This is a genomic window from Micromonospora trifolii (assembly GCF_022229005.1).
GTDB classification, from domain to species: Bacteria; Actinomycetota; Actinomycetes; order Mycobacteriales; family Micromonosporaceae; genus Micromonospora; species Micromonospora trifolii.
The window spans coordinates 60393-81547 of sequence record NZ_JAKKFD010000028.1; the positions used below are offsets into that span (position 1 = coordinate 60393).

The 21155-nt window shown below is 71.9% G+C and carries 19 protein-coding genes; 17 read left to right on the forward strand and 2 right to left on the reverse strand.

The features are described 5' to 3' along the window. The first annotated feature begins 9 nt into the window (after positions 1 to 9). Together efp and nusB are read left to right on the forward strand one after the other, a co-directional pair. On the forward strand, positions 10 to 567 hold the full coding sequence (efp, locus tag NIE79_RS18920; protein ID WP_007458344.1) for an elongation factor P: 558 nt from the start codon (positions 10 to 12) through the stop codon (positions 565 to 567). A 23-nt stretch (positions 568 to 590) separates the two neighbouring features. Then, positions 591 to 1001, forward strand: coding sequence for a transcription antitermination factor NusB (gene nusB, locus NIE79_RS18925; RefSeq protein WP_184188983.1), 411 nt, complete (start codon positions 591 to 593; stop codon positions 999 to 1001). 124 nt (positions 1002 to 1125) lie between these two features. On the opposite strand, the gene bldD is transcribed toward nusB, so the two are convergent. Beyond that, entirely contained in the window at positions 1126 to 1614 is a 489-nt protein-coding gene (gene bldD, locus NIE79_RS18930) for a transcriptional regulator BldD (RefSeq protein WP_007458348.1), read from the reverse strand. 288 nt (positions 1615 to 1902) lie between these two features. Here bldD and pyrR point away from each other — a divergent pair, with 288 nt between their 5' ends. The 15 genes from pyrR to NIE79_RS19005 all read left to right on the forward strand — a co-directional run bounded on the left by pyrR (position 1903) and on the right by NIE79_RS19005 (position 19780). Further along, positions 1903 to 2487: a bifunctional pyr operon transcriptional regulator/uracil phosphoribosyltransferase PyrR gene (pyrR, locus tag NIE79_RS18935; RefSeq protein WP_238671606.1), complete on the forward strand. Its 585-nt coding sequence runs from the start codon at positions 1903 to 1905 to the stop codon at positions 2485 to 2487. Then, positions 2484 to 3410 carry an aspartate carbamoyltransferase catalytic subunit gene (locus tag NIE79_RS18940; protein ID WP_091401900.1) on the forward strand — a complete coding sequence of 309 codons (927 nt, stop codon included), beginning with the start codon at positions 2484 to 2486 and terminating at the stop codon, positions 3408 to 3410. Before pyrR ends, NIE79_RS18940 begins: the two co-directional genes overlap by 4 nt. After that, on the forward strand, positions 3407 to 4684 hold the full coding sequence (locus tag NIE79_RS18945; RefSeq protein WP_238679826.1) for a dihydroorotase: 1278 nt from the start codon (positions 3407 to 3409) through the stop codon (positions 4682 to 4684). The genes NIE79_RS18940 and NIE79_RS18945 overlap by 4 nt, the downstream gene beginning before the upstream one ends. Then, positions 4684 to 5847, forward strand: a complete 1164-nt coding sequence (gene carA, locus NIE79_RS18950) for a glutamine-hydrolyzing carbamoyl-phosphate synthase small subunit (RefSeq protein WP_238679827.1) — start codon at positions 4684 to 4686, stop codon at positions 5845 to 5847. Before NIE79_RS18945 ends, carA begins: the two co-directional genes overlap by 1 nt. Next, complete coding sequence (gene carB, locus NIE79_RS18955; protein WP_238679828.1) at positions 5840 to 9187, forward strand: carbamoyl-phosphate synthase large subunit; 3348 nt, start codon at positions 5840 to 5842, stop codon at positions 9185 to 9187. Before carA ends, carB begins: the two co-directional genes overlap by 8 nt. Beyond that, positions 9184 to 10230: a quinone-dependent dihydroorotate dehydrogenase gene (locus NIE79_RS18960; RefSeq protein ID WP_238679829.1), complete on the forward strand. Its 1047-nt coding sequence runs from the start codon at positions 9184 to 9186 to the stop codon at positions 10228 to 10230. Before carB ends, NIE79_RS18960 begins: the two co-directional genes overlap by 4 nt. Positions 10231 to 10498: 268 nt before the next feature. Further along, on the forward strand, positions 10499 to 11773 hold the full coding sequence (locus NIE79_RS18965) for an adenosylmethionine--8-amino-7-oxononanoate transaminase (protein WP_238679830.1): 1275 nt from the start codon (positions 10499 to 10501) through the stop codon (positions 11771 to 11773). Between the two features lie 72 nt (positions 11774 to 11845). Then, positions 11846 to 12682, forward strand: coding sequence for an orotidine-5'-phosphate decarboxylase (pyrF, locus tag NIE79_RS18970; protein ID WP_238679831.1), 837 nt, complete (start codon positions 11846 to 11848; stop codon positions 12680 to 12682). A gap of 178 nt (positions 12683 to 12860) precedes the next feature. Then, positions 12861 to 13178: an integration host factor, actinobacterial type gene (gene mihF / locus NIE79_RS18975; protein ID WP_030335662.1), complete on the forward strand. Its 318-nt coding sequence runs from the start codon at positions 12861 to 12863 to the stop codon at positions 13176 to 13178. Positions 13179 to 13203: 25 nt separating this feature from the next. Next, complete coding sequence (locus NIE79_RS18980) at positions 13204 to 13737, forward strand: nucleoside/nucleotide kinase family protein (RefSeq protein WP_238679832.1); 534 nt, start codon at positions 13204 to 13206, stop codon at positions 13735 to 13737. Between the two features lie 64 nt (positions 13738 to 13801). Further along, positions 13802 to 14065 carry a DNA-directed RNA polymerase subunit omega gene (gene rpoZ / locus NIE79_RS18985; protein WP_030335666.1) on the forward strand — a complete coding sequence of 88 codons (264 nt, stop codon included), beginning with the start codon at positions 13802 to 13804 and terminating at the stop codon, positions 14063 to 14065. A gap of 14 nt (positions 14066 to 14079) precedes the next feature. Beyond that, complete coding sequence (coaBC, locus tag NIE79_RS18990) at positions 14080 to 15288, forward strand: bifunctional phosphopantothenoylcysteine decarboxylase/phosphopantothenate--cysteine ligase CoaBC (RefSeq protein ID WP_238679833.1); 1209 nt, start codon at positions 14080 to 14082, stop codon at positions 15286 to 15288. 87 nt (positions 15289 to 15375) lie between these two features. Next, positions 15376 to 16569 carry a methionine adenosyltransferase gene (metK, locus tag NIE79_RS18995; protein ID WP_091401916.1) on the forward strand — a complete coding sequence of 398 codons (1194 nt, stop codon included), beginning with the start codon at positions 15376 to 15378 and terminating at the stop codon, positions 16567 to 16569. Next, on the forward strand, positions 16566 to 18539 hold the full coding sequence (locus tag NIE79_RS19000; RefSeq protein WP_274524323.1) for a primosomal protein N': 1974 nt from the start codon (positions 16566 to 16568) through the stop codon (positions 18537 to 18539). Before metK ends, NIE79_RS19000 begins: the two co-directional genes overlap by 4 nt. Positions 18540 to 18796: 257 nt before the next feature. Beyond that, entirely contained in the window at positions 18797 to 19780 is a 984-nt protein-coding gene (locus NIE79_RS19005; protein ID WP_238679835.1) for an AAA family ATPase, read from the forward strand. 80 nt (positions 19781 to 19860) lie between these two features. On the opposite strand, the gene NIE79_RS19010 is transcribed toward NIE79_RS19005, so the two are convergent. After that, on the reverse strand, positions 19861 to 21141 hold the full coding sequence (locus tag NIE79_RS19010) for a hypothetical protein (RefSeq protein WP_238679836.1): 1281 nt from the start codon (positions 21139 to 21141) through the stop codon (positions 19861 to 19863). Positions 21142 to 21155 lie beyond the last annotated feature (14 nt).

Below are 21155 nucleotides of genomic sequence, written 5' to 3' on the forward strand. Positions count from 1 at the left end.
AGGCAGGAAATGGCCTCCACCAACGACCTCAAAAACGGCCTGGTACTCAACCTGGACGGCGAGCTCTGGGCCGTCGTCGAGTTCCAGCACGTCAAGCCCGGTAAGGGTGGTGCCTTCGTGCGCACCACGCTGAAGAACGTGCTGTCCGGGAAGGTGGTCGACAAGACCTTCAACGCGGGCACCAAGGTCGAAACCGCGACCGTTGACAAGCGCACGATGCAGTACCTGTACGCCGACGGCGAGGACTTCGTCTTCATGGATCTGGAGACCTTCGACCAGATCACCGTGCCCGGTGGCACCGTCGGTGAGGCAGCCAACTACCTGCTGCCCGAGGCGGAGGCGACAGTCGCCCAGCACGAGGGTGTGCCGCTCTACATCGAGCTGCCCACCAGCGTCGTGCTGGAGGTCACCTACACCGAGCCGGGTCTGCAGGGCGACCGCTCGACCGGCGGCACCAAGCCGGCGACCGTGGAGACCGGCGCCACAGTGCCGGTTCCGCTGTTCATCACCACCGGCGAGAAGATCAAGGTCGACACCCGCGACGGCCGTTACCTCGGCCGCGCCTGATGGCTGAGGGTTCCAAGCAGCAGATGCCGGCGCGCCGCAAGGCACGCAAGCGGGCGCTGGATGTCCTCTACGAGGCCGACCTGCGGGACAAGCCTCCGGTGGAGGTGCTCGCCGGCTACGTGCAGCGGATCGAGCAGCCCCGACCGGAGCATCTGGGCTACGCGGTGGGCCTGGTCGAGGGGGTTGCCGAGCACCTCAACCGGATCGACGAGCTGATCGCCAGCTACGCCGAGGGTTGGACGCTGGAGCGGATGCCGGTCGTCGACCGTAATCTCGCCCGGATCGCCGTCTACGAGTTGCTCTACGTCGACGAGATCGACGACGCGGTGGCGATCAGCGAGGCGGTGGAGTTGGCCCGGCAGATGTCGACAGACGATTCGCCGCGCTTCCTCAACGGGGTGCTCGGCCGGATCGCCGAGTACGCCACCCGCTGAGCGTCCGCACCGAACACCGCAATCCGAAAGGGCCCGTGCCGACTGGCACGGGCCCTTTCGGTGAAGCGGCAGATCAGGTGAAGCGGCAGATCAGGTGAAGCGGCAGATCAGGTGAAGCGGCAGATCAGGAGGCGAAGAACGCCCGGGGGTCGGCCACCAGCACGCCGTGCTCGGTGAGCCGCTCGATCAGACCCGACGGTGAGGCGTCGTAGACGATCGCGAGCGCCCGCAGGTCGTCGGCGCGGATGGAGAGCACCCGGCCGTTGTAGTCGCCGCGCTGCTGCTGGATGGCGCGGGCGTAGCGGGCGACGTAGGCCAGGTCCTCGGAGGCCTCGTCGTAGAGCCGCTCCAGGTCCAGGACAATCTTGCTGGTGGGCTCGTGACGGACGCCACTGCCGTCAGGCAGCAACTCCGAGACGGGTACGCGGTAGAACTCGGCCAACTCGGCCAGACGGGACACCGTCACGGCCCGGTCGCCACGCTCGTACGAGCCGACCACCACGGCCTTCCACCGCCCGTTCGACTTCTCCTCCACACCCTGCAGGGAGAGACCCTGCTGCTGGCGGATGGAGCGCAGGCGGGCGCCCAGAGACTTGGCGTATTCAGAGGGCATTCGGACACTCCCAGTGCTGCTCGGGGTTCTCCCGTCGATCGCTACGGAGCGTGACGGTACGGGGAATGCGACACGTGGTCAAGTGGTCGTGCCCCTACCGTTGCGGAGCGTCCGGGGAGTTTTCCCCTTTTCCGGCGCCTGACCCGGTGGTCAGCGGCCGCCGTCCATCACCCCGGTGACCACTGGTAACGTGGCGGAAGCCCCGGCCCAGGTCTGCTGAGCGGTCCGGCCGGAGGTGCCCGACATCCTTTAACGACCCGTCCAGTGAGGCGGGGAAGGAGGTCCGCCGTGGCATACCCACCGGCTGCCCGTTCGTCACCACCGCGACAACCCTCGGTGAAGGTGATCCTCGCCAGCGCCGACGTGCAACGCGTGGTCGACCGCATCGCCCACCAGATCCTGGAGAAGACCCAGGGCGCCGCCAACACGGTGCTGCTCGGGATTCCCACCCGGGGCACCCCCCTCGCCCGGCGGCTCGCCGACCGGATCAGCACCTTCGAGGACGTCGCCGTTCCGGTCGGTGTGCTCGACATCACCCTCTACCGCGACGACCTCCGTCGGCACGCCACCCGCGCGGTGGGTCCGACCGAGCTGCCGCCCGGCGGGATCGACGGCAAACGGGTCATCCTGGTCGACGACGTGCTCTTCTCCGGGCGCACCGTCCGGGCCGCGCTCGACGCGCTCAACGACGTGGGCCGCCCGGCCTCGGTGCAGCTCGCCGTCCTGGTCGACCGGGGCCACCGCGAGTTGCCGATCCGCGCCGACTACGTCGGCAAGAACATCCCGACCTCGCTCGCCGAGAGCGTCAAGGTGACGCTCGCCGAGATCGACGGGACGGACGAGGTCAAGCTCTACGGGGGAACCGCCTCATGATCAAACACTTGCTCTCCGGCGGGGACCTGGACGCCGACACCGCCACCGAGATCCTGGACACCGCCGCCGAGATGGCCACCGTCGCCGGCCGGGAGATCAAGAAGCTTCCCGCGCTGCGCGGACGGACAGTGGTGAACCTCTTCTACGAGGACTCCACGCGTACCCGGATCTCGTTCGAGGCGGCAGCGAAGCGGCTCAGCGCCGACGTGATCAACTTTTCCGCGAAGGGGTCGAGTGTCACCAAGGGTGAGAGCCTGAAGGACACCGCGCTGACCCTTCAGGCAATGGGCGCGGACGCCGTGGTCATCCGACACCCCGCCTCCGGAGCGCCGCACCGCCTGGCCAACTGGGTGGACGGTTCGGTGGTCAACGCCGGCGACGGCACCCACGAGCACCCCACCCAGGCGCTGCTGGACGCGTACACCATGCGGGCCCGGCTGGGCCGGCTCGCCGGGCTGTCGGTAGCGGTGGTCGGGGACGTGCTGCACTCCCGGGTGGCCCGGTCCAACGTGCTGCTGCTCTCCACCCTCGGCGCCAAGGTCACCCTGGTCGGCCCGCCGACCCTCATCCCGGTCGACATCGCGGGCGCCCTCGCGCCCGGCACCGACGTCTCCTACGACCTCGACTCCGTCCTGCCGAACGTCGACGTGGTGATGATGCTGCGTGTGCAGCGGGAGCGGATGAACGACTCCTACTTCCCCTCCGCGCGCGAGTACGCCCGCCGCTACGGGCTGGACGGCCCGCGGATGCGCCGGCTGCCCGAGCACGCGATCGTCATGCACCCCGGCCCGATGAACCGGGGGATGGAGATCACCCCCGAGGTCGCCGACTCACCCCGCTCCACCATCGTCGAACAGGTCACCAACGGGGTCTCCGTGCGGATGGCTGTCCTTTACCTGCTGCTCGGAGGGAACAACCGGTGACCGCGTACCTGATCACCAGCGTGAGTGTCGTCGGCGCCGCGCCGACCGACCTGCTGATCCGCGACGGCGTGATCGCCGAGGTCGGTCCCGACCTGACCGCGCCGGACGCCACAGTCATCGACGGCACCGGCCTGGTCGCCCTGCCCGGCCTCGTCGACCTGCACACCCACCTGCGCGAACCCGGTCGGGAGGACGCCGAGACCGTCGAGTCCGGTTCCCGGGCGGCGGCGCTGGGCGGCTACACGGCGGTCTGCGCGATGGCCAACACCTCCCCGGTGGCGGACACCGCCGGTGTGGTCGAGCAGGTCTGGCGGCTCGGCCGGGAGGCCGGCCTGGTCGACGTGCAGCCGATCGGCGCGGTCACCGTCGGGCTGGCCGGCGAGCGGTTGGCCGAGCTGGGCGCGATGGCCGACTCGGCGGCCCGGGTGCGGATCTTCTCCGACGACGGGCACTGCGTCGCCGACCCGAAGCTGATGCGCCGAGCCCTGGAGTACGTCAAGGCGTTCGACGGGATCATCGCCCAGCACGCGGAGGAGCCCCGGCTCACCGAGGGCGCCCAGATGCACGAGGGTGAGGTCTCCACCCGGCTCGGCCTGATCGGCTGGCCGGCGGTCGCCGAGGAGGCGATCATCGCCCGGGACGTGCTGCTCGCCGAGCACGTGGGCAGCCGACTGCACGTCTGCCACGTCTCCACAGCCGGCAGCGTCGAGGTGCTGCGCCAGGCAAAGGCACGCGGGGTACGCGTGAGCGCCGAGGTGACCCCGCACCACCTGCTGCTCACCGACGAGCGTGCGGAGAGCTACGACCCCGTCTTCAAGGTGAACCCGCCGCTGCGCACGGCCGCGGACATCGCCGCGCTGCGCGCCGCCCTCGCCGACGGGGTGATCGACGTGATCGCCACCGACCACGCCCCGCACGCGGTGGAGGACAAGGAGTGCGAGTGGGCGTACGCCCGGCCGGGGATGCTCGGTCTGGAGACTGCCCTCTCCATCGCGCTGGACGTGCTCGGCCCCGAGTGGGACCTGATCGCCGAGCGGATGTCGCGCACCCCCGCACGGATCGCCGGCCTCACCGGGCACGGCGTCGACCCGGCGCCGGGTGTGCCGGCCAACCTGACAGTGATCGACCCGGCCGCCCGCCGCACCATCGACCCGGCGGAGCTGGCCAGTCGCAGTCGCAACACCCCGTATGCCCGCATGACGCTGCCAGGTCGCATCGTGGCGACCTTCCTGCGTGGCGAGCCGACGGTCCTGGACGGAAAGGCAGTCAAGTAATGGTCAAGCGCAGACCCGCAATCCTGGTCCTGGAGGACGGGCGCACGTTCCCCGGCGAGGCGTACGGCAGCGTCGGAGAGACCTTCGGCGAGGCGGTCTTCAACACCGGCATGACCGGTTACCAGGAGACCCTGACCGACCCGTCCTACCACCGTCAGGTGGTGGTGCAGACCGCGCCGCACATCGGCAACACCGGCGTCAACGGCGAGGACGACGAGTCCGGCCGGATCTGGGTGGCCGGCTACGTGGTGCGCGACCCGGCCCGGATCGGCTCGAACTGGCGGGCCACCGGTGGCCTTGAGGACCGCCTCGCCACCGAGGGCGTGGTGGGCATCAGCGGTGTGGACACCCGGGCGCTGACCCGGCACCTGCGCGAGCGGGGCGCCATGCGGGTGGGTATCTCCAGCATCGACAACGACCCGCAGAGCCTGCTGGCCCGGGTCCGCCAGGCGCCGCAGATGGTCGGCGCCGACCTGTCCGCCGAGGTGAGCACTCCCGAGCCGTACGTCGTCGAGGCCCTGGGCGAGCACCGGTTCACAGTGGCCGCCCTGGACCTGGGCATCAAGCGCAACGTGCCGCGTCGGCTGGCCACCCGAGGGGTGACCACCCATGTGCTGCCGGCGTCGTCGAGCATCGACCAGATGCTCGCCACCGGCGCCGACGCGATCTTCCTGTCGCCCGGTCCGGGCGACCCGGCCACCGCCGACGCCCCGGTGGCGCTGGCCCGGGAGGCGCTGCGGCGGGAGGTGCCGCTGTTCGGCATCTGCTTCGGCAGCCAGATTCTCGGTCGGGCGCTCGGCTTCGGCACCTACAAGCTGGGCTACGGCCACCGGGGGATCAACCAGCCGGTGCTCGACCGGGTCACCGGCAAGGTCGAGGTGACCAGCCACAACCATGGCTTCGCGGTGCAGGTCCCCGGCTCGGGTGACGGCGCGGTCGTCCCCGACCAGGTGATCGACACCGACTTCGGTGGCGTACGGGTGTCGCACGTCTGCCTCAATGACAACGTGGTCGAGGGGCTGCGGGCCGTGGACCTGCCCGCGTTCACCGTCCAGTACCACCCGGAGGCGGCGGCCGGCCCGCACGACGCGGACTACCTCTTCGACCGATTCGCCGACTTGATCGAGGGCCGGAACCACAGCAGGGGGCGCAGCAATGCCTAAGCGGACCGATCTCAAGCACATCCTCGTGATCGGCTCCGGGCCGATCGTCATCGGGCAGGCCTGCGAGTTCGACTACTCCGGCACCCAGGCGTGCCGGGTGCTGCGCAGCGAGGGGATCCGGGTCAGCCTGGTCAACTCCAACCCGGCGACCATCATGACGGACCCGGAGTTCGCCGACGCCACCTACGTCGAGCCGATCACCCCGGAGTTCGTGGAGCTGGTCATCGCCAAGGAGCGCCCGGACGCGATCCTCGCGACCCTCGGCGGGCAGACCGCGCTGAACACGGCCGTCGCCCTGCACGAGGCCGGCGTCCTGGAGAAGTACGGCGTGGAGCTGATCGGCGCGAACATCGACGCCATCAACCGGGGCGAGGACCGGCAGCTGTTCAAGGAGATCGTGGCGAAGGCCGGCGTACGCCTCGGTGTCGACGATCCGACCGGGCTGGTGCCCCGCTCGCGGGTCTGCCACTCGATGGACGAGGTCGAGGCGACAGTCGCCGAGCTGGGCCTGCCGGTGGTGATCCGGCCGTCGTTCACCATGGGTGGCCTGGGTTCCGGCATGGCACACACCCCGGAGGACCTGACCCGCATCGCCGGTGACGGCCTGTCCGCCAGCCCGGTGCACGAGGTGCTCATCGAGGAGAGCGTGCTCGGCTGGAAGGAGTACGAGCTCGAGTTGATGCGCGACCGGCACGACAACGTGGTGGTGGTCTGCTCGATCGAGAACATCGACCCGATGGGTGTGCACACCGGCGACAGCGTCACTGTGGCCCCGGCCATGACGCTCACCGACCGGGAGTACCAGCGCCTGCGTGACCTGGGCATCGCCGTGCTGCGCGAGGTCGGGGTGGACACCGGCGGCTGCAACATCCAGTTCGCTGTCAACCCGGTCGACGGCCGGATCGTCGTGATCGAGATGAACCCCCGGGTGTCGCGGTCCTCGGCGCTGGCCTCCAAGGCGACCGGCTTCCCGATCGCGAAGATCGCCGCGAAGCTGGCCATCGGGTACACCCTCGACGAGATCCCCAACGACATCACCCTGAAGACCCCTGCGGCGTTCGAGCCGACCCTCGACTACGTGGTGGTGAAGATCCCCCGGTTCGCGTTCGAGAAGTTCCCCGGCGCGGACCCGGAGCTGACCACCACGATGAAGTCGGTGGGCGAGGCGATGAGCCTCGGGCGCAACTTCACCGAGGCGCTGAACAAGGCGATGCGCTCGATGGAAACCAAGTCGGCCGGTTTCTGGAGTGTGCCGGACCCGGCGGGCGTCACCCTGGCGGACACTCTCGCCGCACTGCGGATCCCGCACGACGGCCGGCTGTACACGGTGGAGCGGGCGCTGCGCCTCGGGGCGTCGATCGCCGAGGTGGCCGAGGCGTCCGGCGGGATCGACCCGTGGTTCCTGGACCAGATCGCCGCGCTGATCGAGCTGCGCGACGAGATCGTCGACGCGCCGGTGCTCGACGCCGAGCTGCTGCGCCGCGCCAAGCGGGCCGGTCTGTCCGACCGGCAGCTCGCCGCGCTGCGCCCGGAGCTGGCCGCCGAGGACGGCGTACGGACCCTGCGGCACCGCCTCGACGTGCGCCCGGTCTACAAGACAGTGGACACCTGCGCGGCCGAGTTCGAGGCGACCACGCCGTACCACTACTCGACGTACGACCTGGAGAGCGAGGTCGTGCCGTCGGACCGGCCGAAGGTGCTGATCCTGGGCTCCGGCCCGAACCGGATCGGGCAGGGCATCGAGTTCGACTACTCCTGCGTGCACGCCGTCCAGGCGTTGCGGTCGGCCGGTTACGAGACCGTCATGGTCAACTGCAACCCGGAGACGGTCTCCACCGACTACGACACCGCCGACCGGCTCTACTTCGAGCCGTTGACCTTCGAGGACGTCCTGGAGGTCTGGCACGCCGAGGACTCGTCCGGCCGGGCGGCCGGCGGGCCGGGCGTGGTCGGGGTGGTCGTCCAGCTCGGCGGGCAGACCCCGCTGGGGCTGGCGCAGCGGCTCAAGAACGCCGGTGTGCCGATCGTCGGCACCTCCCCGGAGTCGATCCACCTGGCCGAGGAGCGCGGCGCGTTCGGCGCGGTGCTGGCCCGCGCCGGACTGCGCGCGCCGGCGCACGGCATGGCCACCTCGTACGACGAGGCGAAGACGATCGCCGACGAGATCGGCTACCCGGTGCTGGTCCGGCCGTCGTACGTGCTGGGCGGGCGGGGCATGGAGATCGTCTACGACGACCCGACGCTGCGCGACTACATCGGCCGGGCCACCGACATCTCCCCGGACCATCCGGTGCTGGTGGACCGGTTCCTCGACGACGCCATCGAGATCGACGTGGACGCGCTGTGCGACGCCGACGGCGAGGTCTACATCGGTGGCGTGATGGAGCACATCGAGGAGGCGGGTATCCACTCCGGCGACTCGTCCTGCGCGCTCCCGCCGATCACCCTCGCGGGCTCGCACCTGGTCGAGGTCCGCCGCTACACCGAGGCCATCGCGCGTGGTGTCGGGGTCCGTGGCCTGCTCAACGTGCAGTACGCCCTCAAGGACGACGTGCTCTACGTGCTGGAGGCCAACCCGCGCGCGTCGCGGACCGTCCCGTTCGTCTCCAAGGCCACGGCGGTGCCGCTGGCCAAGGCGGCGGCCCGGATCGCGCTCGGGGCGAGCATCGCCGAGCTGCGCGCCGAGGGTCTGCTGCCGGCGACGGGGGACGGGGGCACGATGCCCGCCGACGCGCCGGTCGCGGTCAAGGAGGCGGTGCTGCCGTTCAAGCGTTTCCGGACGCGCGCGGGCAAGGGGATCGACTCGCTGCTCGGGCCGGAGATGAAGTCGACCGGCGAGGTGATGGGCATCGACACCAACTTCGGGCACGCCTTCGCCAAGAGCCAGTCGGCCGCGTACGGTTCGCTGCCGACCGCCGGGAAGATCTTCGTCTCGGTGGCCAACCGGGACAAGCGCGGCATGATCTTCCCGATCAAGCGCCTGGCCGATCTGGGTTTCGAGATCGTCGCCACGGCCGGCACTGCCGAGGTGCTGCGCCGGCACGGCATCGCCTGTGAGCAGATCCGCAAGCACTACCAGGCCGGTGCGGGCGACGACGCGGTGTCGCTGATCGGCGGCGGCCACGTGGCGCTGGTGATCAACACGCCGCAGGGCTCGGGCGCCAGCGCCCGTTCCGACGGCTACGAGATCCGCAGCGCGGCCGTCACCGCGGACATCCCCTGCATCACCACGGTCCCCGGCGCCGCCGCGGCGGTGATGGGCATCGAGGCGCGGATCCGCGGTGACATGCAGGTCCGCCCCCTGCAGGACCTGCACGCCATCCTGCGGGCGGCCCGGTGACACTGTTCGAGCAGGCGGTACGGCCGTGGTTGTTCCGGCTCGGGGGCGGCGACGCCGAGGCGGCGCACGAGTGGACGCTGCGGCGGTTGGCGGCCCTGTCGCGGCGGCCGGCCGCGCTCGCCGCGCTGCGGGCCCGCTACGCGGTCGACGCGCCGCGCACTGTGTTCGGGGTGCGGTTCCCCAACCCGGTCGGGTTGGCCGCCGGTATGGACAAGGACGGCGCGGCGTTGCCGGCCTGGCCGGCGCTCGGCTTCGGTTTCGTGGAGGTCGGCACTGTCACCGCGCACGCCCAGCCGGGCAACCCCCGGCCGCGGCTGTTCCGGCTGCCGGCCAGCGAGGCGGTGGTCAACCGGATGGGCTTCAACAACGCCGGGGCCGCCGCGCTGGCCGCCCGGCTGGCGGCGGCGCCGCGCCCGCTCGGGGTGCCGCTGGGCATCTCGCTGGGCAAGTCCAAGGTGACCCCGCTGGACGAGGCGGTCGAGGACTACCTCGCCTCGTACCGGGCGCTGCGCGGGCACGGCGACTACTTCGCGGTGAACGTGTCCTCGCCGAACACCCCGGGTCTGCGGTCGTTGCAGGACCGCGCCCACCTGGACGCGCTGCTCGGCGCGCTGGTGGGGGAGAAGCCGGTGCTGGTCAAGATCGCACCAGACCTGACCGAGGCGGCGATCGCCGAGCTGTTGGAGGTCTGCCTGGCCCGGGGCGCCGCCGGGGTGATCGCCACCAACACCACGCTGTCCCGTGACGGGCTGGCCGGCGTCGACGTCGAGCGGGGCGGGCAGGCCGGTGGCCTCTCCGGTCGGCCGCTCACCGGGCGGGCCCGCGACGTGGTCGCCTTCGTCCACTCCGAGACCGGCGGCCGGCTGCCGATCATCGGCGTCGGCGGGGTGCTGGACCCGGACGACGCGGCGCGGATGTTCGATGCCGGCGCCGCCCTGGTGCAGCTCTACACCGGCTTCATCTACCGGGGACCGGCCCTGGTCCGCGCCGCCGCCCGAGCGGCGGCCGCAACGGCGGCACCGGATCCGGTCGCCGGCCGGTGATCGGCCCCGGCCCGGTGCTGACCCGGCGCAACCGGGTGCCGGGTCCGCTCCGCGTCGACGAGCACACGCCCGCTGTTGCCCCTTTGCTCTGCACCCCTGGGTGCGCCACCGGGAGCGCGACACCCGGCCACCGGGTGTCGCGTCCGCGGGTGCAGAGCAAAGGCAGCGGAAATGGAAACGGCGGCGGCGGGGGAGGCGGCGGCGGAGCGGTTCCACCCGGCCGCAGGACGTCCGCCGTCCGGACCGCTTGAGGCACGAAGGAGTACGCGTGACACCCGAGGAGATCCTGGCCGCTGACCGGGCGCACGTCTGGCACCCGTACGCCGCGCTGCCGCCGGTCAACCCGCCGTACGTGGTGCGCGGCGCCGAGGGGGTACGGCTCACCCTGGCCGACGGGCGGGAGTTGGTGGACGGGATGTCGTCCTGGTGGGCGGCGATCCACGGGTACCGGCACCCGGTGCTGGACGCCGCGGTGACCGACCAGCTCGGCCGGATGAGCCACGTGATGTTCGGCGGCCTCACCCACGAGCCGGCGGTGCAGCTGGCCCGGACCCTGGTCGAACTGACCCCGGACGGCCTGGAGCACGTGTTCCTGGCCGACTCCGGCTCGGTCAGTGTCGAGGTGGCGGTGAAGATGTGCCTGCAGTACCAGCGGGCCGTCGGCCGGCCGCAGCGGCGCCGGCTGGCGACCTGGCGGGGCGGCTACCACGGCGACACGTTCCACCCGATGAGTGTCTGCGACCCGGAGGGCGGGATGCACCACCTGTGGGGCGACGTGCTGCCCCGGCAGGTGTTCGCCCCGGTGCCGCCGGGCGGCTTCACCGACCCGCCGGACGACGCGTACGTGGCGGCGCTGGTGGAGACGGTCGAGCGGCACGCCGACGAGCTGGCCGCCGTGATCGTCGAGCCCGTCGTCCAGGGCGCCGGTGGGATGCGCTTTCACCACCCGGGTTACCTGCGGGTGCTGCGTGAGGTGACCCGCGCGCACGGGATCCTGCTGATCTTCGACGAGATCGCCACCGGGTTCGGCCGTACCGGCGAGATGTTCGCCGCCGAGCACGCCGGGGTGACGCCGGACGTGCTCTGCGTGGGCAAGGCGCTGACCGGCGGGTACCTGACCCTCGCGGCGACAGTGTGCACAGCGGAGGTCGCCCGGGGCATCTCGGCGTCCGGCGTGCTGGCGCATGGGCCCACCTTCATGGGCAACCCGTTGGCCTGCGCGGTGGCGAACGCCTCGATCGGGCTGCTGCGGGCCGGAGACTGGGCCGGCCAGGTCGCCAGGGTCGGCGCCGGCCTGCGCGCCGGTCTGGAGCCCCTGCGCGGCACGCCGGGCGTGGCCGACGTACGGGTCCTCGGCGCGATCGGCGTGGTCCAGCTCGATCATGAGGTCGATCTCGGCGCGGCGACCGCTGCCGCTGTCGCCCAGGGGGTGTGGCTGCGTCCGTTCCGCGACCTGATCTACACGATGCCGCCGTACGTCACCGACGACGTCGACCTGGCCCGGATCGCGACCGGGGTGGCGGCGGCGGTGGCGGCTGGCTGAGTCGGCCCGCCACCGGGTCGACGGGTTACCCGGGCGGGTCATCCGCCCGGACGAGAAGAGGGGAACACTCCGATGGAGAGCTTCGGTACCCGGCTGCACCGGGCGATCACCGAGCGGGGCCCACTCTGTGTGGGCATCGACCCGCATCCCGGTCTGCTGGCCCAGTGGGGCCTCCCGGACGACGTTCAGGGGCTCGACCGGTTCAGCCGGACAGTGGTGGAAGCACTCGGTGACCGGGTTGCGGTAGTCAAGCCTCAGTCGGCCTTTTTCGAGCGGTTCGGGTCCCGAGGTGTGGCGATTCTTGAGTCAACTATCCGACAGTTACGAGATGCCGGCTCGCTCGTTCTGCTCGACGTCAAGCGCGGCGACATCGGATCGACGGTGAGCGCGTACGCCTCCGCGTACCTTGATCCATCCAGCCCCGTGTATGTCGACGCGGTCACCGCGAGCCCCTACCTCGGCGTCGGTTCGCTGGCGCCGATGTTCGAGCTGGCCGCTGAGCACAGCGGCGGGGTGTTCGTGTTGGCCCTCACCTCCAACCCCGAGGGCGCGGCCGTGCAGCGGGCCGTCACGGCCGACGGCCGCACCGTGGCGCAAACCGTGATCGACGAGATTTCCCAGCTCAACCGGGGTGCGTCCCCGCTCGGGAGCTTCGGCCTGGTGGTCGGCGCGACCATCGGTGACACCGGTCACGACCTCTCCGGTGTGGGTGGCCCACTGCTCGCTCCGGGGCTCGGCGCGCAGGGTGCCGGCGCAGCCGATCTGCGTACCGTCTTCGGTTCGAGCCTCGCCTCGGTGCTCCCGTCGTACTCCCGGGAAGTGCTCTCGGCAGGCCCTGATGTGGCCGCGCTGCGGGCCGCCGCGGACCGCGTGTTGGTCGACTGCCGGGCCGTCCTGCCTGCCCGGTGACTGACTGACGGGTCGGTCACTCTACGGTGATCATGCGGCCCCCACGTTGCCGAAAGCTCCGTTGGCCGCTAGTTTTCCCCGCGCTGGGAACCATGGACCCCTTGGTTCACAGCGACACCACGTTTCACAGATGCGGCGGTGCGCCCCGCCCGCCGCGATAGGGACCTGAGGAGAACTGGTGCCGCTCCCGTCACTGACCCCCGAACAACGCGCTGCCGCGCTCGAGAAGGCCGCGGAGATCCGCAAGGCCCGTGCTCAGCTGAAGGAGCAGCTCAAGCAGGGCAAGACCACCCTCGGTGCCGTCCTCGAGCGGGCCGAGAGCGACGACGTCGTTGGCAAGCTCAAGGTGTCGGCCGTCCTGCAGGCCATGCCGGGCATCGGCAAGATCCGGGCTACCCAGATCATGGAGAAGCTCAAGATCGCCGACAGCCGTCGCCTGCGTGGCCTCGGCGAGCAGCAGCGCAAGGCACTGCTTGGAGAGTTCGCCGCCAACTGAACCTGGCAGCGTGTAGAAACAAGCAGTGAGCACGGATGACGAGGCGCGCCCGGCGGCTCGGCTCACTGTCCTGGCTGGACCTTCGGGTTCCGGCAGGGAGAGTGTCGTCGAGCTCGTCCGGGCGCGTTCTCCGTCCGTGTGGATCCCGGTCGCGGCAACCACCAGGCCGCGCCGGGAGTCGGAGATCGACGGGGTGGACCGCGTCTTCCTCGCCCCCGCCGAGTTCGATCGGCGGATCGTCGACGGCGAGCTGCTGGAGTGGTCCCGGATCGGTTCGCACCGCCGGGGCACCCCGTACCCGCCGCTGCGCGCCCGGCTCGACGCCGGGCAGCCGGTGCTGCTCCCGCTCGACCTGCGCGGCGTCCCGCTGGTCCGGGCGCGACTGCCCGACGCCCGGCTGGTGTTGCTGAGCCCACCCGGGTACGCGCCCGACGCCGCGGTGGCCGCCACCGTCGAGCACGCGCTGACCCACGACCACACCGAACGGGTGGTCGAGGAGCTGGTAGGCTTACTCGGTTCTTCTTATCCGGATCCGGCCTGGTCACGCGTGCGTGGCTGACGGTCGGCCGCCGTTGAGACTCAGCACCGCGTCCGCGCGGCTCGAAAGACGCAGAGGTTAATTCGTGGGATCCATCGCCAACCCCGAAGGCATCACCAACCCGCCGATCGACGAGCTCCTCGAGAAGACGACGTCGAAGTACGCGCTGGTCATCTTCGCCGCCAAGCGCGCGCGCCAGGTCAACGCCTACTACAGCCAGCTCGGTGAGGGCCTGCTGGAGTACGTCGGCCCGCTCGTCGAGACCACCCCGCAGGAGAAGCCCCTCTCGATCGCCATGCGCGAGATCAACTCGGGCCTGCTCACCGCCGAGCCGACCGACCAGCCGTAAGCCCCCGCTGGCCGATGTCCGCCTCGATCGTCCTCGGGGTCGGTGGCGGCATCGCCGCCTACAAGGCGTGCGAGCTGCTGCGACTCTTCACCGAATCGGGTCACCGGGTTCGGGTCGTGCCAACCGCGTCGGCGCTCCGCTTCGTTGGAGCGCCGACCTGGGCCGCGCTCTCCGGTCAACCGGTCGCCGACGACGTCTGGACCGACGTCCACGAGGTTCCGCACGTCCGGCTCGGTAAGCAGGCCGACCTGGTGGTGGTCGCGCCGACCACCACCGACCTGCTCGCGAAGGCCGCCCACGGCCTCGCCGACGACCTGCTGACCAACACCCTGCTGACCGCCCGCTGCCCGGTCCTGCTGGCTCCGGCCATGCACACCGAGATGTGGGAGCACCCCGCCACAGTGGCCAACGTCGCCACGTTGCGCTCCCGGGGGGTCCGGGTCATCGAGCCCGCCGTCGGCCGGCTCACCGGCGCCGACACCGGCAAGGGTCGGCTGCCGGACCCGGCGGAGATCTTCGCCGTCGCCGCCCGGCTCCTGGCCCGCGGCGACTCCGCCCCCGCCGACCTGGCCGGTCGCCGGGTGGTCGTCACCGCCGGTGGCACCCGCGAGCCCCTCGACCCGGTGCGTTTCCTGGGCAACCGCTCGTCGGGCAAGCAGGGGTACGCGTTCGCCCGCGCGGCGGTCGCCCGGGGTGCCCGGGTCACACTGATCGCGGCCAACGTCGGCCTCGCCGACCCGGCCGGCGTCGACCTGGTCCGGGTGGGCACCACCGCCGAGCTGCGGGAGGCGACCGTCAAGGCCGCCGTCGAGGCCGACGCGGTGGTGATGGCGGCGGCTCCGGCCGATTTCCGGCCCGCGACGTACGCGACTGGCAAAATCAAGAAGTCGGACGACGGTGTCGCGCCCACCATCGAGCTCGTCACGAACCCGGACATCGCGGCGGAGCTCGGCCAGCGCAAACGACCAGGGCAGGTGCTGGTGGTGTTCGCCGCCGAGACCGGCGATGCCGAGGCCAACGGCCGGGCGAAACTCGCCCGGAAGCGGGCCGACCTGATCGTGATCAACGAGGTCGGCCCGGACCTGGTCTTCGGCGCCGACACCAACACGGTGACGGTCATCGGCGCGGACGGTTCGGTCAGCCGGCTGCCCGAGCAGGCCAAGGAAGCTGTGGCCGACGCCGTCTGGGATCTCGTCGTGGCGCGGCTACCCGGCCGCTCCTGACGGGTGGAACAGAGCGCGACCGATCCCGACACCGGCCGCAGTGGTGATTAGACTGCCGCGGAACGACCTCACACGCTTAGGAGTGCCGTGACACGCCGTCTCTTCACGTCCGAATCGGTCACGGAAGGCCACCCGGACAAGATCGCTGACCAGATCAGCGATGGCATCCTCGACGCGCTGCTGACCGAGGACCCCCACAGCCGCGTGGCGGTGGAGACCATGATCACCACCGGTCAGGTGCACATCGCCGGTGAGGTGACCACCAAGGCGTACGCCGACATCCCGACGATCGTCCGCCGGACCATCCTCGACATCGGCTACGACTCGTCGAAGAAGGGCTTCGACGGCGCCTCCTGCGGGGTCAGTGTCTCCATCGGCGCGCAGTCCGAGGACATCGCGCAGGGTGTGGACAACGCCTTCGAGCTGCGCACCGGGGCGTCGGAGAGCGCGCTGGACGCGCAGGGCGCCGGCGACCAGGGCATGATGTTCGGCTTCGCCTGCTCGGAGACGCCCGAGCTGATGCCGCTGCCGATCGCGCTCGCCCACCGGCTGGCCCGCCGCCTCTCGGCGGTGCGCAAGGACGGCACGATCCCGTACCTGCGGCCGGACGGCAAGACCCAGGTCACCATCGAGTACGAGGGGCTGCGCCCGGTCCGGCTGAACACCGTTGTCGTGTCCAGCCAGCACGCCGCCGACATCTCGCTGGACTCGCTGCTCACCCCGGACGTGCGCGACCACGTGATCGCCCCGGAGTTGGAGAGCCTCGGCCTGGACACCGACGGCTACCGGCTGCTGGTCAACCCGACCGGCCGGTTCGAGATCGGCGGCCCGATGGGCGACGCCGGGCTGACCGGCCGCAAAATCATCGTCGACACCTACGGCGGGTACGCCCGCCACGGTGGCGGCGCGTTCTCCGGCAAGGACCCGTCCAAGGTGGACCGCTCGGCCGCGTACGCGATGCGCTGGGTCGCCAAGAACGTGGTCGCCGCCGGCCTGGCCGAGCGGTGCGAGGCGCAGGTCGCCTACGCCATCGGCAAGGCCCACCCGGTGAGCCTGTTCATCGAGACGTTCGGCACCGAGACCGTGCCCGTCTCCTCGATCGAGAAGGCCGTCACCGAGGTGTTCGACCTTCGTCCGGCCGCGATCATCCGGGACCTCAACCTGCTCCGCCCGATCTACCAGCAGACGGCCGCGTACGGCCACTTCGGCCGGGAGCTGCCCGACCTGACCTGGGAGAGCACCGACCGGGCCGCCGACCTCAAGTCGGCCGCGGGAGCCTGACCGCCACCAAGCGCAGCGACCGGCGACCCGCGGACGGGTCGCCGGTCGCGCGCGTCTGCGTGGATGTCGGACTGGCGCACCTGGACCGGCCGTTCGACTACCTGGTGCCGGCGGAGCTGGACGAGGTGGCGGTGCCCGGTACCCGGGTGAAGGTGCGCTTCGCCGGGCAACTCGTCGACGGTTGGTTGCTGTCACGCGCCGACGATTCCGGGCACACCGGTCGCCTCGCGTACCTGGAGAAGGTGGTCTCGCCGGAGCCGGTGCTGGCCCCGGAGGTCGCCCGGCTGGCCCGGGCTGTCGCCGACCGGTACGCGGGCAGCCTCGCCGACGTGCTCCGGCTCGCCGTGCCACCCCGGCACGCGCGGGTGGAGAAGGAGCCCCGCGACGAACAGCCCGCCCCGGCGGCCCCCACCGGGGCGGTCGACCCGCGCGGGTGGCGCGACTACCCGACCGGCCCGGCCCTGCTGCGGGCGCTCACCGACGGCCGGGCGCCCCGCGCGGTCTGGTCGGCGCTGCCCGGTGAGGACTGGGCGGCCCGCTACGCGGACGCGGTGGCGGCCACCGTCGCCGGCGGGCGCGGCGCTGTGGTCGTGGTGCCGGACGCGCGTGACCTGGACCGCCTCGACGCCGCGCTCACCGGCGTGCTCGGCCCGGGGCGACACGTCAGCCTCTCCGCCGCGCTCGGCCCAGCCCGGCGGTACCGGGCGTTCCTCGCCGCTCGCCGTGGCCAGGTGCCGGTGGTGATCGGCACCCGGGCGGCGATGTTCGCCCCGGTGGCCCGGCTCGGCCTCGTCGCGGTCTGGGACGACGGTGACGACCTGCACTCCGAGCCCCGGGCGCCCTACCCGCACGCCCGGGACGTGCTGCTCACCCGCGCCCACCTCGCCGAGGCCGGCGCGCTGATCGGCGGGTACGCCCGGACGGCCGAGGCGCAGCTGCTGGTGGAGACCGGCTGGGCCCCGGAGGTGGTCGCCGACCGGGCCACAGTGCGGGCGCGGATCCCGGCCATCGCGCCGACCGGGGACGACCCGCAACTGGCCCGCGACCCCGGGGCAGCCACCGCCCGGCTACCCAGCCTGGCCTGGACGGCTGCCCGCGACGCGCTCCGGCAGGACCTGCCGGTGCTGGTGCAGGTGCCCCGCCGTGGCTACCTGCCGTCGATCTCCTGCGCCGAGTGCCGTACCCCGGCCCGTTGCGTGCACTGCGCCGGCCCGCTCGCGCTGCCCTCGGCCGGCGGCACCCCGGCCTGCCGGTGGTGCGCCCGGGTGGCGGCCGCGTACGCCTGCCCGGAGTGCGGTGGGCGGCGGCTGCGGGCCGCGGTGACCGGCGCCCGGCGTACCGCCGAGGAGCTGGGCCGGGCGTTCCCCGGTGTGTCGGTGCGCACCTCGGGGCGCGAGGAGGTGCTGACCGAGGTGCCCGGCGGCGCGTCCCTGGTGGTGGCCACCCCGGGCGCCGAGCCGGTCGCAGAGGGCGGCTACGGCGCGGTGCTGCTGCTCGACTCGTGGGCCCTGCTGACCCGGGCCGACCTGCGCGCCGGCGAGGAGGCCCTGCGCCGGTGGCTGGCGGCGGCGGCGCTGGCCCGCCCGGCCCCGGCCGGGCGGGTGGTGGTGGTCGCCGACGGCGCGCTCGCCCCCGTGCAGGCGCTGCTGCGCTGGGACGCAGGCTGGTTCGCCGGTCGGGAGTTGGCCGAGCGCCGCGAGCTGGGCTTCCCGCCGGCAGTGCGAATGGCGAGCGTCACAGGAGCGGCCGAGGCGGTGGCGGACCTGCTGGCGGCGGCCCGACTGCCCGACGACGCCGAGGTGCTCGGGCCGGTGCCGGCCGAGGAGGGCCGGGAGCGGATGTTGGTCCGGGTGCCCCGGGCCCGGGCTGCCGCGCTCGCCGAGGCGTTGCACTCGGCCGCCGGCGTCCGGGCCGCTCGCAAGGCCGCCGATCCGGTTCGTCTCCAGGTCGATCCGCTGAGCCTGTTCTGAGGTGTTTCGGCCGGTGCCGATGGTCGCGGACCTCGCCCGCCGCCGAGGGCCCTCGCACACCGCGTCCGGCAAAGCGGTGGCGCCCGAGTGGTAGCATCGCCCGTCATGCCAGGGCGTACGACGGGCTCCAGGTCGCGAGGGGGCGTCAGCCGCGCCGAGCTGGAGCCGGCGCGGGATGGCGCGACGATGGCGGGAACGCGTCGGTCGGGCGCGAGGTCGATGATGTCAATGAGCCGGTGAGCAGGGGTGGACCAGTCGTGACCGTTGGACAATCGATCGTCTTCAACGGCGACCTCGGCAGCGGCAAGAGCACCGTGTCGGTCGAGATCGCCAAGCGGCTCGGCATGCGCCGGGTCAGCGTGGGGGACCTCTACCGGGAGATGGCGCAGCAGCGGCAGATGACCGCGCTGCAGCTCAACCTGCACGCCGAGCTGGACCAGGCCGTCGACGGCTACGTCGACCAGCTTCAGCGGAACATCGCCGCCTCCGGTGAGCGCCTCATCATGGACTCCCGGCTGGCCTGGCACTTCTTCACCGACGCGCTCAAGGTGCACATGATCACCGAGCCGGGCGAGGCGGCCCGTCGGGTGCTCGCCCGCCCCTCCGGGCCGGCGGAGAGCTACGCCTCCCTGGACGAGGCCAAGGCCAAGCTCCGGGAGCGCAGCTCGAGCGAGCGCAGCCGGTTCATCATCCGTTACGGGGTGGACAAGGCCCGGCTGCGCAACTATGACCTGATCTGCGACACCACCCGGGCGTCCGCCGCCGAGGTGATCGAGCACATCGTGGCCGCGTACGAGGGCACGCTCGGCGCCGAGGTGCTGCGCGACGCCCCGCCGCTGCTGCTGCTGGACCCGGCCCGGGTCTACCCGACCGAGGACATCGCCACCCTGCGCGGTCTGTGGGACACCGACTTCGTCGGTGGGGTGGCCGAGGCCGGCGACGAGGCCCTCGAACCGCTGAAGATCGGGTTCACCGGCGAGTACTTCTTCGTCGTCGACGGTCACCGCCGCCTCAGCGCCGCTCTGCAGAACGGATTCTCACTGGTCCCCGCCCAGTTGGTCGCCGAGGTCGACGAGCCGGTAGTGGGTGGGATGACAGCGATCGACTACTTCGCCGCCCAGGTGCGCCCCGGCCTGATCTACGACTGGGAGGCGGCCCACAAGATCCAACTGCCGCTGCCCGAGCCCGCCCTGCTCCGCGGCGACGCGGTGCTCGCGGGCGACCCGGGCGCCAGCGTCTGAACCCAGCGCGAGGCCGGGCCGACGCGCGGGATACGCGCGCCGGCCCGGCCACCGAGTCGTACGGCGGTCGCCGAGACGGCTCAGCCGAGGACGACGCCTGAGGCGCCCACTCCGGCCATGCCGGAGAAGATGTCCTCGTAGTAGAACCGCCAGGCGCAGACCCGGCCCTTGGGGCGGTAGCCGGTACAGGCCGTCGTCGTGTTGGTGTCGTCGATGGCGGTGTTGGTGCCGGTGGCCCAGACCTGGAGGGTGTTCGCCGCGTTCACGATCTCCACCGGGCCCCCGCTGTCACCCTGGCCGACGGCGTTGGTGCCGGTGGTGTTCTCCGCCTGGACCTGGCCGCAGACGGTGCCGAAGTCGCGCACGTTGATGCAGAGGTTGCGGGCCTTCACCTGGATCGAGCAGCGGGTGCCGGAGTACGCGCCGGAGGTGCACACGAAGTTGCCGACCTGGCTGGCCGAAGCGCCGATCACCTGGTTGCTGAACTCACTGACCACGTTGCCGGCCGCATCGGTGCTGTTGTTGAAGACCCGACCGCCCGAGCTGCCGGAGAGAAGCAGGGTGTCGGTACCGGCGTTGCGGGTGCCGACGATGCCCATCGCCTGCCCGGTCGGGTCGGTCGCGACGTTGTTGATGTTGCCGCAGTGCGCGGCGGAGAGGATTCGCGCCGCCCCGCCCTGGAAGACCCCGAAGCCGGTCGAGCAGCCGCCGCCAGTGGTGGCGTTGCGCCAGGCGGCACCGCCCCACCACGGCGCCGTGTCGTCCCATCGGGTCGCCGGCGCGGCGGCGACCCTGGTCTGCACTGTCACCGGTACGCCGGCGAGAGCCGTCGCGCCGAGCAGCCCGTCCTGGGTGCCGACGAGCAGGCCGGCGCCGTCGGCGCGCGGCCCGACCGTGGTGATCTTGTTGCCGGCCGCGGCCCGCAGCCGGTCGGCCGCGACGATGAGTTCGCGCTGTGAGTACGCGGCGGGCAGCACCTGGGTGGCGACTGTGGCCCGGGCGGTGGCCACCAGGTTGGCGGGCGGCTCGCCCTTCCAGTAGACCTGGAGCTGGCGGGTGGTGGGGTCGGCGACGATGCCGGCGAAGCCGGAGTTCGCGCTGCGCTGTGCCGCGTTCGTGATCCGCGCGGCGGCGGTGTTCATTCGCTGCTGCAACCGGAGCAGCTCCGACCAGGAGGCGAAGCCGCCGGGGACCGGTGTGCTGTCGACGAAGGATCCGGTGGTGGCGGCCTTGCCGCCCGGTGCGGCGGTGGCCGGGCTGGCGGTCACGCCCGCTGCGAGCAGCGTGAGACCGATCGCGGCGACGGCGACGCGACGCAGCATCGCCACGGGACGCCGGGTGGTCGGGTGTGGACGGATCATCGGGTACCTCTTCC